The organism is Lentzea aerocolonigenes, assembly GCF_000955955.1.
GTDB classification, from domain to species: domain Bacteria; phylum Actinomycetota; class Actinomycetes; order Mycobacteriales; family Pseudonocardiaceae; genus Lentzea; species Lentzea aerocolonigenes_A.
The window spans coordinates 1-11,788 of the sequence record NZ_JYJG01000534.1; the positions used below are offsets into that span (position 1 = coordinate 1).

At 70.5% G+C, this 11,788-nt stretch carries 10 protein-coding genes; 7 read left to right on the plus strand and 3 right to left on the minus strand.

Annotated features, from left to right (window positions below; genetic code table 11):
• The 3 genes from UK23_RS54415 to UK23_RS49585 form a co-directional block, all read right to left on the minus strand.
• The coding region (locus tag UK23_RS54415; protein ID WP_231114988.1) for an HAD-IIIC family phosphatase at positions 1-1,476 on the minus strand (1,476 nt) is incomplete at its 3' end.
• Between the two features lie 842 nt (positions 1,477-2,318).
• The gene (locus UK23_RS54420) at positions 2,319-3,458 is read right to left on the minus strand and encodes a MaoC/PaaZ C-terminal domain-containing protein (RefSeq protein WP_045318147.1); all 1,140 of its coding nucleotides are present in this window, start codon (positions 3,456-3,458) and stop codon (positions 2,319-2,321) included.
• Between the two features lie 202 nt (positions 3,459-3,660).
• The gene (locus UK23_RS49585; protein ID WP_052685640.1) at positions 3,661-4,125 is read right to left on the minus strand and encodes an NUDIX domain-containing protein; all 465 of its coding nucleotides are present in this window, start codon (positions 4,123-4,125) and stop codon (positions 3,661-3,663) included.
• Positions 4,126-4,664: 539 nt separating this feature from the next.
• On the opposite strand from UK23_RS49585, the gene UK23_RS45885 reads away from it, so the two are divergent.
• The 7 genes from UK23_RS45885 (at position 4,665) to UK23_RS45915 (ending at position 11,670) form a co-directional block, all read left to right on the plus strand.
• Positions 4,665-5,696 (plus strand): NAD-dependent epimerase/dehydratase family protein, encoded by a 1,032-nt coding sequence (locus UK23_RS45885; RefSeq protein ID WP_045318148.1) that lies wholly within the window; start codon positions 4,665-4,667, stop codon positions 5,694-5,696.
• Between the two features lie 2 nt (positions 5,697-5,698).
• Entirely contained in the window at positions 5,699-7,030 is a 1,332-nt protein-coding gene (locus UK23_RS45890; protein WP_045318149.1) for a D-arabinono-1,4-lactone oxidase, read from the plus strand.
• A 20-nt stretch (positions 7,031-7,050) separates the two neighbouring features.
• Complete coding sequence (locus UK23_RS45895; RefSeq protein WP_045318150.1) at positions 7,051-7,866, plus strand: sugar phosphate isomerase/epimerase family protein; 816 nt, start codon at positions 7,051-7,053, stop codon at positions 7,864-7,866.
• Positions 7,867-7,904: 38 nt separating this feature from the next.
• Positions 7,905-8,216: an L-rhamnose mutarotase gene (locus UK23_RS45900; protein ID WP_045318151.1), complete on the plus strand. Its 312-nt coding sequence runs from the start codon at positions 7,905-7,907 to the stop codon at positions 8,214-8,216.
• A complete protein-coding gene (locus tag UK23_RS45905) occupies positions 8,213-9,220 on the plus strand; it encodes an aldo/keto reductase (RefSeq protein ID WP_196778181.1) in 1,008 nt (335 codons plus the stop codon). Before UK23_RS45900 ends, UK23_RS45905 begins: the two co-directional genes overlap by 4 nt.
• 51 nt (positions 9,221-9,271) lie before the next feature.
• Positions 9,272-10,711 carry a glutamate decarboxylase gene (locus UK23_RS45910; RefSeq protein WP_082115514.1) on the plus strand — a complete coding sequence of 480 codons (1,440 nt, stop codon included), beginning with the start codon at positions 9,272-9,274 and terminating at the stop codon, positions 10,709-10,711.
• 83 nt (positions 10,712-10,794) lie between these two features.
• Positions 10,795-11,670, plus strand: a complete 876-nt coding sequence (locus UK23_RS45915) for an SAM-dependent methyltransferase (protein WP_045318153.1) — start codon at positions 10,795-10,797, stop codon at positions 11,668-11,670.
• The last annotated feature ends 118 nt before the right edge of the window (positions 11,671-11,788 follow it).

Here is an 11,788-nt window from a genome sequence, read left to right on the forward strand (position 1 = left end):
GTGGACGACCGGCCCGAGGGAGGCAGCGAGATCACCGACGGTGCGGTGCTCGTAGAACACCTCCAGTTCCAGAGCACCGAAATGCGCCTGCAACGCGACCGCGGCCTCGACCAGCGCGAGCGACGAGGCACCGAGTTCGGCCAGCGCGCTGTCCGCCGTCAGAGAACCCTGCGGCAGTGCGAGCACGTCGGTCAGCGCGTCGACAACGATGTCGAGAGCATCACGCCGTTCGGCACCCGCGGCCTCGCCGAGCTCGCGTGCGCCGGTCGCGTTCTCGGCCAGCGCGACGAGCGTGCTCAGGCGCGGCCCCGCGTCGACCACCGCGGCAGCGGGAGCCGCCGGGGCGTCGTCGGCCACAGCGGCCGACTCCGGGTCGAAGCGGATCCCGGCGGCCTGTTCCGGCGTCAGCAGGTAGTCCGTGCCACCGGCTGCTGGTACTCCGTCGGCGACGCTGTCGAGAAAACGCCGGGCAGGTTCGTTCTTGGCCGTGGGCACGTAGGGCAGGCGGATCTTCGTGGACGTGTCCGATCCGAGCGCCGCCAGGACCTGGTGCTCCACGCCCCTCCCGAGCACCCGGCAGCTGAGCAGGAACGTGTCCACGACCAGCTCGTCGGTGTCCTGCCTGCTGATCACGGCGCCCACCACGCCGTGGTCGCCGAAGCGGTCGGTCGCGCGCACCACCTGGCAGCGCATGCCCGGTTCCGCCAGCAAGGCGCGGAGCTCGTTCTCCTGCCGGCGCACGGTGCTGAAGTTGAACTGGTTGGTGCGCTGGGTCATCTGCGCGACGCGGCGCAGATCTGCCTCCGTCGCGGGCGTGCTGGTCACGACCAGGTTCAGGCCTGCGATGAAGTCGGCGAAGGTCAGCGAGGACCGGCGGAGCTCACCGCGGTCCCGGTTGGCGTCGTAGGCGGCCGCCCGGCCGCGGTCCTCCTCCGTCACCACCAGGCGGTCGAACGCCCACACGCGGTCCAGGAAGGGCTTGCCGGCCTCCTGGTCGGCGGGCACGGTGAGCGCCAGCACACCGGGGCACGCGGCACGGACCTGAGCGACCTCGACCGGGTTGTCGTCGAGGAAGACGAAGCTGTCGAGGCCGAGGTTCAGCTCCGCCGCCAGCCGCGCCAGGCCGACCGGCTTCGGGTCCCACCCGATCGCCTGCGCCGCAACGTGGTCGGACCGCAACGGGAACTCGGACCGAACGCGGAAGACCTCGGCCACCGTCTCCGGGTCGTTCTTGCTGGCGAGTGCGAGCAGCACGCCCCGCTCGCGCAGGGCGACGGCCCACTCCTGCACGTGGCGGTGACCGTCGGTCAGCCGGACCCCTTCAGGACCGTCCTCGCCGGCCACACCGGCCCACAGCGTGTTGTCGCAGTCGAGGACGAGGACCTTGAACGGCCGGGCGAGCAGGGAGTGCACCGAGCGGGCGATCCCCGTGGCGAGGGCGTCGTAGCCCGCCGGTGTGTAGGCGAGGTGCGCCATGCGGTAGCGGGCCTCGTCGTGCACGTCACCGGGATCGGTGCCACCGTGCCAGTCCTCGGCGCCGAGCAGATGCACCCCCGAGGTGTCACGCAGGTCGTCGAAAAGCCTGTGCCGGCGCGGATCCTCGCCGGAGACGGACGGGCTGGGACAGACGCGCAGCAGCAGCGGGACGCGTGCCCGGGCGGCGAACGACCGCACGGCCGCCGCGAGCTCGCGCAGGTTGCGCTCGGTCTCCTGCGCCGGCCAGTCGTCGAACCGCACCAGCACCACCGCACAGCCCGACCGCACCGATCCGAGCGTGCTCGCGGGGTCGAGCAGCTCCTGGAACACCTGGCCGAACGGCGCGAGCACCGGGCGCAGGCCGACACCGAGGTCGCGGCACCACGCGGTGAGAGGCTCCGCCAGCGGATCGGTGGTGAAGGTCGCGGCGATGGCGAGCGCGGCGCCGTCCGCCGCCGCCTCGGGGTTCGCCGCCGGTACCTCGGCTTCGGGTGCGAAGGTCTCCAGCACCTCGACCTGACCGGCGCTCACCCGGCCGAGTCCGGCCACCGCGGCCGCGGCGACTCCCTCGGTGGCGAGCCCGTCGACGACTCCGCGCACCGTCGGTGAGAACCCGGTGTCCAGCCTCGGCGGCCGCAGGACGAGCCCGCCGAGGCCGGGGTGCCGGGTGATCGTCGCGCGCAGCAGTTCCTCGCAACGGCGCTTCGCGTCCACGTAGTGCTGCCAGGTCGGCGCGGCGCCGGAGACCACGTCACTGGACACGAGCACGACCTGGCCACCGGCCACCGACAGCGGCTCGGCCAGGGCGGACAGCGGTGCGGACACCGCCTCGACGGCCGAGGTCACGTACTCGGCGGCACGATCGGCGGTGTCCGGCCCCGGCACCAGCGGCTGGAAGCTCGGGAACGCGTTGAGCACCAGGAGGTCCAGCCTGCCCGCCTGCGCGAGCACGTGCTCGCGCAGCCGGGCGCACTCGGCGGGATCGGCCGGGCGCACTCAGCGGGATCGGCCGCGTCGGAACGCACCGCGTGCACGCGCCCGGCAGCCGTTCCGAGCCCGGCCAGCAGGTCCGGCGGAAAGCCGGGGTCCCGGCGGTGGGTGACGTACACGTGCGCACCGCGCAGAGCCAGGGCGGCCGCGAAGGCGGCACCGAAGCCGCGGCTGCCACCGGTGAGCACGGCGACCCTGCCCTCCAGGTCGACGTCCTGGCCGGCGAGGGCGGCGGCCAGTACGTGCGCGTCCGGTTCGGCCGGGACGGCCCTGGCGACGACGGCCAGCTCGGCGCGCCCCAGGCCAGGCAGCGCGCCGTCGAACCGCACCAGGTCACGGCGTTCGTCCACGGCCGCGACCTGGATCGAGCCGTCGCCGGTCGCGGCCGGGTCGAACTCGACGGTCAGGGAGGAGATCAGCGACTGCCGGCCGGGAACCTCCATGCCCGCCAGGTAGCTCGCCCAGCCGAGCAGCCGTGCGACCTCTTCACGCACACCGCTGCCGATGCGGCCGAGCAGGTCCGCGAAGTCACCGGGATCGCTGCGGTAGGAGATCGGGAGGCACTGTCCTGTGTGGAGCTCCGCCGGCGCGCGGTCAGCGGCCTGCCGCCTGCGTTCTCCCGACCCCACGCGCACCGCGCCGACCACGGGGCCGCCCGTGTCTCCCAGCTCGACGTCGACGGTCGCGATCGGCTGCCCGCCGTCAGACAGTTCGAGGCGGACACTCCCGTTCTCGGCGCGCCGCACGTCCAGCGCGTACGCCTGCGCCGAGTAGACAGCGGCGTGGAAACGCGCTCGGACCCGCCGCACCACCGCGGCGTCCTCCGCGGACAGGCCCGCCAGCGCGTGGAGGACGGTGAGTGCGCCTTGCACCACCTCCGCGCCGAATCCGCTCCTGGACGCGTAGTCCGCGTCCAGGTGCAACGGGTTGAGATCGCCGCTCGATTCTGCGAATCGGCTGAGATCGTGTGGAACGACGTGGACTGCGAGCACAGAGGACTCCCTTTCGACGCGCCCGTGAACGGACAGAGCAGGATTGAGGGCCACGCTATTGACGTCGAAGCAGAGCCAGAAGCTCGCGTTCCAACCCTTGGGTCGAGCGACGGAATCGCTGTTGCCGAAGATTCAAATAAAATGCGGCTTCACCTTGGTCCTGGTTCGAGTTCCGCGCGCTGCTCCGGAATTTCACAAGGCATCATTGTGTGAACACCGCATCAACTCCGCCCGGCTGTTTTGCCGCCAGGACGAAGAGCTGGTCGAGGTAGGAGTTTCCGGTGGGTTTCGTCAGCGGCCACCAGACGAAGTCGTCGTGCGTGCTGTCGACCCGCGGCCGGGCGTCGTGCTCGGCGGAGGCGAGAAAGGTGACGTTGACGGTGTGAGTGGGGGAGTCGCCGTGCGCTGAGGCCTCGAAGACGGTGGAGAAGGTGCCCAGCACGCCACGCAGGGTCAAGCTGAGCCCGGACTCCTGCTCGGCCGTGCGCAACGCGGCCTCGGCGAGCTGCTCGCCCTTGCGCATGCGGCCACCCTGCAGCCACAGGGAGCCTGCCTGCGGTTCCTGGCTGCGTCGGGTGAGCAGCGCCTCGCCGGCGCGGACGACGAGCGTGTCGACGCAGACGACCGGCATCCGTTCCAGGATTTCGCGGTACAGCTGCTCCGGCACCCACGCGTGCCCCGTCGCACCGCGACCGTCATGCCAGTCAAGCGTGGGTGAAGTGGGCAATTTGTCCGATTGCACGGGGGTGAGTGGTCCAGGCATCGTCCTCCGCCTTCCGCTGATGGTCACGGCCACGTCCGGACGTCGCATTCTGGTCCGGCCGCGGATGGGAAGTTCCGGCTTCCCACCGGCTACGACGAAGTCGGCCGCCTTGCGCGCATTCCCGCTGGAAGGTATGGACCAGTTCTGCACCGGACCACCTCCCGTCCCATTCGCTGGGACGAACTCCGCTCCTCCGGATCCGGGAAGAATGCCGTCCCGAGCGCTGGAACGGGTTCTGGATGGGCGATACCGGCTGTCACATACTCGCTCCACCCGACCGGCACCGCGGCGCCACCGCCGACAGTTCTCCCGGCAATCGAGAACTTCCGGCAGTGACAACGGTCAGGCCGCCGGAATGTCACGCCGGCAGCTGCCGGTCCAGAAGTCCATCGGCGGCTGCCCGAAAAACCAGACTGCCCGATCTCACGAATGGAAAATCCTTCATGACCCAGCAGGAATTCTGGCGCGGCAAGCGAGTGCTGGTCACCGGCGGCTGCTCGTTCATCGGATCGCACCTCGTGGAGCACCTGGTCGGTGCCGGCGCCAGGGTGCGCGTCGCCGACGACCTCAGTTCGGGACGCCTGGAGAACCTCAGCGACGTTCCGGAGTCCGCCTGGGAGTTCGTGGAGGGCGACCTCTGCGACCCGCGGCTCGCCGCCGAGGTGATGCGCGGCATCGACGTCGTCTTCCACCTCGCCGCGATCCACGGGGGCAGGGGGTTCATCGAGCTGCACCAGGCCGCGTGCTCACGCAACTTCGTCCTGGACGGCGTGGTCTCGCAGGCGGCGGTCGACGCGGGAGTGGAGAACTTCGTGTTCGCCTCCTCCGGCTGCGTCTACCCGGTCGACCTGCAGGCCGACGTGAACGAGGAGGTCCGGCTCTCGGAACCGCAGGTGGGGCCGCCCTTCCACGCGGACGGGATCTACGGCTGGGCCAAGCTGATGACGGAGCAGCGGCTCGCCGCGCTCCACGCCGAGCTCGGGTTCCCGTCGGTGTCGTGCCGCCTGTTCACGGTCTACGGCGAGCGTTGCCCGGAGAGCCACGCCCTGACCGCCATGGTGGGCCGGGCGTTCATCCAGCAGAAGCCCTTCGAGGTGTGGGGTGACGGGACCCAGATCCGCAACTGGACCTACGTCACGGACATCGTGCGCGGCCTGGTCCTCGCCGGAGAACGCGTCCACGACGGCAGCGCGATCAACCTCGGCACCGAGGAGCCGATCCAGGTCAAGGAAGCGGCCAGGATGATCCTGGAGTTCACCGGCCAGGCCGACACGGAGATCAAGCCGCTGCCGGACAAGCCGACCGGCCCCTACAACCGGGTCGCGTCCGCGGCCATGGCGTTCGAGCGGCTCGGCTGGACGCCGGAGGTGCCGTTCCACACCGGCCTCAAGAGGCTCACCGAGTGGTACTTCGAGTCGCGTCTGGCGGAGCGGATGACGACGGACGAGTTCGCCGAGCGCCTGACCACGAGGTAGTGATGACCGACGCATCGCGGTTGACACCAGGCCCGGCAGTCACGACCGGAGAACACCGGCGCACGGCGTGGTCCAACTGGAGCGGGGCGGTCCGCGGCATCGCGGACCGCCTCCTCGCTCCCGGCACCACGGACCAGCTGCGCGAGATCGTGCTCGATGACACCGCACGAGCACACGGCATCAGCGTGGTGGGGTCGGGGCACTCCTACGCGAACCTCGTCGCGCCGTCCGGCCGGACGCTGATCGACCTGCGCGAGCACCGAGGCGTCGTCGCCGTCGACCCGGCGGCCATGACGGTCACGGTGAAGTCGGGCACGACGATGCGCGAACTGAACCGGGAGCTCGCCGCCGCGGGCTTCGCGTTGCCGAACCAGAGCGCGATCGACGAGCAGACCGTCGCCGGTGCCGTCGCCACGGCCACTCACGGGAGCAGCCCGAGGCAGGGCACGCTCTCCAGTCACGTCGTGGCGGCGCGGATCCTGACCGCGGACGGGCAGGTGCGCACGATCACGCAGGACGACCCGGAGCTCGACGGCGTCCGCGTGCACCTGGGGTGTCTGGGCGTGGTGCTGGACCTCACCTTCACCATCGTGCCCGGCCACCGGCTGCGCAAGGTCGTCCTCCGCCGGTCGCTGCCGGATGTGCTGGCCGGTCTGGACGAGTTCCGGGAAGTCCACTTCGGTGGCTTCTGGTGGTACCCGCACACCTCCCAGGCGATCGTCTGGAAGGCCGCGCCGACGAACGAGCCGCCCACCCCGTCACCGGGACCGCCCGGTGCGCTGCTCTCCGCACTGTGCAACAACTCCTGGCCGCCGCGGGCGGCGGGCGCCGCGCACTACGCGGCGGCACTGGCGGCAGGCCGGGGCGGCGCGCAGGTCATGCGCTGCGACGAGGCTCTGCTGCACCACCTCCCACCGCCCGTGCAGGGCACCGAGTACAGCGTCCCGTTCGAACGAGCGGCCGACGCGATCCGCGCCCTGGTCCGGGAGGTACGCAGAGGCGGGTTGCGCGTCTGCGCACCGGTGGACGTCCGCTTCACCGCCGCGGACACCGCCTGGCTCAGTCCGAGCAGGCAGGCCACCACCTGCCACATCGGCGTGACACACCCCGCGACAGCACGGGATCCCCAGAGGTGGGTCGCGCCGCTCCGCGCCGTGGACTCGGTGCTGTGGGAGTTCGAAGGCCGCCCGCACTGGGCCAAGGTGCATTCCAGGACGGGCCAGGAGCTGGCCGCGCGCTACCCGGAGTGGGACCGGTTCCAGGACCTGCGCAGGGCCTGGGACCCCGACGGTGTCTTCCTCGGAAGTCATCTCCGAGAACTCTTCGAGCGCTGACCCCCGAGAGGCGAGAGCTCATGGCGATCAAGTTCGGCTATCACACCTGGTCCTACTCCAGCTTCGGCAGCTGGGTCCCCGCGTACACGCTGGACGAGACGATCAAGCGGCTGGCCCGGATCGGCTACGACGGCATCGAGCTCGGCGCCGCCGCACCCCACGCCTATCCGCCGTACCTCAGCCAGGCCAGGCGGCGCGAGGTGCGCAGCCTGCTCGACGACCACGGCATCGAGGTCTTGGGCATCGGCCCGGCGCCCTCCGGCGGGCCCGGCTACAACCCGAGCTCTCCCGTCGCCGAAGAACGCGCAGCGACCGTCGAGCACTACCGCGCGATCAGCGAGCTGTGCGCCGAGTGGGGCGCCGGGTCGATGGTCTACCTCCCCGGCTGGACCGTGTTCGGCACCCGGCGGCGGCAGGCCTGGGCGTGGTCGCGAGAGTGGAACCTCTGCGAGAGCGGCGAGGACGCCATGGAGCTGATGGAGGACATCGAGCGGTCCAACGTGAAGGTGATGTTCGACTGCAACCACGTCCGCTACAGGCGGGAGTCGCTCACCGACCACGTCCACCTGATGGGTGCGGACCTGCACCAGATCCACATCTCCGACACGAAGGGTGCTCAGACGCGGTTGCCGGCCGGCCTGGGGGACGAGGACTGGGAAGGCCTGGTCGACGCTCTGCTCGACACGGGCTTCGACGGCTACCTCACGGCCGAGACGGGGTTCCACCGCCGCGGGATCGATCCCGACCACGACGCGCGCGCCGGGCTCGGCTTCCTCAAACCGCTGGTCGAACGGAAGTGCGCCGAACGCGCCGCCGCGGCGAACCTCAACCCCTGAACCACAGCCCAGCAACTCGATCGGAAGGTACCGGCACGATGGAGACAGTCGCCCTGCACACCAGGCTCATTCCGGGCCAGGAAGAGGCCTACGAGGCCGCGCACGCCCGCATCCCCGACGATCTCGACGCGGCGCTGCGCGCAGCGGGCGTGCGTTCATGGCGGATCTGGCGCAGCGGCCTCGACCTGTTCCACGTCGTCGAGGTGGACGACTACGCGGCCATGATGGAACAGATGCACGGGCACCCGGCCGACATCCCGTGGCAGAAGAGAATGGACGAGTTCCTCGACGCCCCACTCGACTACGACTCCGGCCGCTCGGACGCGAAGTTCGTGTGGGAGCTGCCGTGATCAGCGGACTCGGCCTCGGCGGGTCCGCACTGGGAAACCTGTACCGTGCCGTGTCCGAAGTGGACGCCCGTGCCACCGTCGACGCCGCGTGGCAAGCGGGCGTCCGGTACTTCGACACCGCTCCGCACTACGGCCTCGGCCTGTCGGAACGGCGGCTCGGGGCGGCACTGGCGGATCGGCCCCGTTCGGAGTTCGTGATCTCGACCAAGGTCGGCCGGCTGCTGCAGCCCTGCGACAGCGGCGGCGACGACCTGGCCAACGGCTTCGCGGTACCCGCGACCCAGCACCGGGTGTGGGACTTCAGCGCGGACGGGGTGCGCCGGTCGCTGGAAGCCTCGCTGTCCCGGCTCGGCCTGGACCGGATCGACCTCGTCTACCTCCACGATCCTGACGACCACGGCGAGCAGGCACTCCGCGAGGCGTTGCCGGCCTTGGCGGAGCTGAAGGACCAGGGCGTGATCCGCGGGATCGGCGTGGGTGTGAACCGGTGGCAGGTGGCGGAGCGGTTCGTGCCGGAGTTCCCCCTGGACCACGTCATGCTGGCCGGCCGGTACACGTTGCTGGAACACGCCACGACGGCGGACTTCCTCACGCGGTGCTCGGAACGGGGCGTTTCCGTCGTGGCGGCCGGTGTCTTCAACTCCGGACTGCTGGCCCGCCGCGAGGTCCCGGCCGACGCCACGCACGACTACACGACGGCACCGGCCGCGCTGGTCGAACGCGCCCGCAGGATCGCCGAGATCTGCCGGCGGCACGGCGTCTCGCTCCCGCAGGCGGCGCTGCACTTCCCGTTCGGGCATCCGGCGGTGCGGGCGATCGCGGTCGGTGCCCGAAAGGCGGCGGAGGTCACCGAGAACGTCGCGATGGCCGCGGGCGAGGTGCCCGCCGGCGTCTGGTCCGACCTGCGCGCGGAAAACCTGATCTCCTCGAACGTTCCCGTACCTCTGCCACGGGACGGCAAGAAGGCTTCACCGGCCGGCACCGGGCAGCCCGTCCTGCACTGAGGCCGGCACCGAGCAAGTTGATGTTCTTTCGATCCTCATTGGGGTGTGATGATGGTTGACCTGCAGGGGAACTCCACGCGCGGGACGGGGTCCGGAAGGCCCGCGAGCTGGCGGCTGCCGCAGGAGTCGACGACAGCGGGTGCGGCGTACCAAGCGGTGCAGGACGAACTGCGCCCGGACGTGCGACCGCAGCTGAACCTGGCGACGTTCATCACCACCGGCATGGAACCGGAAGCCGAACGGCTGATGTCCGACTTCCTCTACAACAACACCGTCGATGGCGTGCAGCCGTTGCACACCGCCGACTTGGCGCAGCGGTGCATCACAGCGCTCGCCGACCTGTGGCACGCTCCCGACCCGGACAGCGCGGTCGGCACCTCGACCGGTGGCTCCAGCGAGGCCTGCATGCTCGCCGGGCTCGCGATGCTGATGCTGTGGCGCTCCCGCACCGGCGGCTCACGCGGGCGGCCCAACCTGGTCATGAGCACCGCCGTGCACGTCTGCTGGGCCAAGTTCTGCGCCTACTGGGACGTCGAGGCGAGGCAGGTCCCGGTGGTGCAAGGCGGCTGCGGCATCGACCCGCACACCGCGGCCGAGGCGTGCGACAGCAACACCATCGGCGTGGTGACCGTGCTGGGCACCACCTATGACGGCTTCTACGAACCGGTGCAGCAGGTGTGCGCCGCGCTGGACCGGCGGTGCGCCCGCGACGGCGTCGACGTGCCGGTGCACGTCGACGCGGCCTCCGGCGGGATGGTGGCGCCGTTCCTCGATCCCGCACTGGTCTGGGACTTCCGGCTGCCCAGGGTGAGTTCGATCAACACGTCCGGGCACAAGTACGGCTTGGTCGCTCCGGGGCTGGGGTGGCTCGTGTGGCGTGACCCGGGCGTGGTGCCCGCCGAACTCGGATTCTCGACCGACTACACCGGTGGCCGCATGTCCACCCAGACCCTCACGTTCACCCGGCCTGTCGCGCCGGTCATCGCGCAGTACTACCAGTTCCTCCGCCTGGGCGCGGACGGCTACCGGGCTGTCATGCAACGCTGCCGCGACCTCGCCCAGTCACTGGCCGCCCACCTCGGGCAGTTCCGCGAGTTGCGGGTGGTCTCCTCCGCGGACCACCTGCCCGTGGTCGCGTTCACCACCCACGACCACGCCGGTTTCAGCGTCACCGACCTCGCCGACCGCCTCCGCCAGCGGGGCTGGCTCGTGCCCACCTACGCACTCCCGTCCGACCAGGCCGACGTCACCGTCGCGAGGATCGTCTGCCGCAACGACCTCTCCGACGTCCTCGCGCGCCGGCTCGCGCACGACCTGGCCACCGCGGTCACCGCACTCCGCGCCGGATCGTGCTCTCAGCGACGCAGCGACGTGGTGCCGTCGAGTTCAGAGATCGCCTTGACGATCGACGCCGGGAAGACCTTGGAGCGCATGGGATCCACCGGCCTCGTCGACCACCTCGACACCGCGGTGGCCGCGGTCACGACCTGACGCCCCACCGCATGCCCGCTGTCCGAGATGATCTGCCGGCGCACCCCGGCTTCCCGGGGTGCGCCGGACGCCGAGGAGTTGTCATGTCCCACCCGAACGACGAGCCCTTCCCGCTGCCGGGCGTCGATCTGACCCGTCCGAGCGTCGCCCGGATCTACGACTACTACCTCGGAGGAACCACCAACTGGGAGGTCGACCGGCAGTTCGCCGAGCGCGTCCTGCGCGACTACCCGGTGATCAGGTCGGTCGCCTACGCCAACCGGATGTTCCAGCGCAGGGTGGTGCGGCACCTCGTCCGGCTGGGCATCCGCCAGTTCATCGACATCGGGTCCGGCGTTCCCACGATGGGGCACGTGCACGAGGTGGGTGAGCAGGTCGCGCCAGGAGAGGTGCGGGTCGCCTACGTCGATCACGAGCCGGTGGCCGTCGATCACGCGAACCTGCTGCTCAAAGACCACGGTGACCCCAGCAGGCATGCGGCCGTCCATGCCGACATGCGTGACCCGGAACGGGTCTGGTCGCGAATCTCGGACACCGGGGTGATCGACCTGGCCGAACCGGCGGCGGTGCTTCTCATGGCGGTGCTGCACATCCAGCAGCCACCCCCGCCGGGCAGCGACGACACCGAGGACCTCGGCCCTCACCTCGTCGCCACCTACCGCGACCTGCTCGTGCCGGGGTCATACCTCTCCCTGTCCCACGTCACCGACACCGAGGTCTCCCGGCAGAGCGCCGCGATGCTCGGCGAACTGAAGAGCCTGTACGCGAACTCGGTCAGCCCCGCCATCTTCCGCGACCGCAGGGAGATCACCGCCCTCTTCGGAGATTTCACCCTCCTGGAACCGGGGGTCACCTGGGCGCCCGCCTGGCATCCGGAAGAGGCGAGCGAGCACGATCAGGTAGCGGACTTCACCGATCCGAGCGGGTCGCTGCTCCTGGTCGGCACCGCCCGGAAGTGAGGCGTGCGGGACCTGCGAGGCCGGCTCATCGCCTGCGCGGATCTCGACTAGTCGGTTGATTCCAAGGGGTCGGCTCTGTTGGCGTCTGCAAGTACCGCCAACTCTTGATCAAATCGCC

What these genes read in the sequence shown, in the direction of transcription:
- UK23_RS45910 (WP_082115514.1), top strand. Translation starts at nt 9,272, where the DNA reads ATGGTTGACCTGCAGGGGAACTCCACGCGCGGGACGGGGTCCGGAAGG.
- UK23_RS45890 (WP_045318149.1), top strand. Translation starts at nt 5,699, where the DNA reads ATGACCGACGCATCGCGGTTGACACCAGGCCCGGCAGTCACGACCGGA.
- UK23_RS45900 (WP_045318151.1), top strand. Translation starts at nt 7,905, where the DNA reads ATGGAGACAGTCGCCCTGCACACCAGGCTCATTCCGGGCCAGGAAGAG.
- UK23_RS45895 (WP_045318150.1), top strand. Translation starts at nt 7,051, where the DNA reads ATGGCGATCAAGTTCGGCTATCACACCTGGTCCTACTCCAGCTTCGGC.
- UK23_RS45915 (WP_045318153.1), top strand. Translation starts at nt 10,795, where the DNA reads ATGTCCCACCCGAACGACGAGCCCTTCCCGCTGCCGGGCGTCGATCTG.
- UK23_RS45885 (WP_045318148.1), top strand. Translation starts at nt 4,665, where the DNA reads ATGACCCAGCAGGAATTCTGGCGCGGCAAGCGAGTGCTGGTCACCGGC.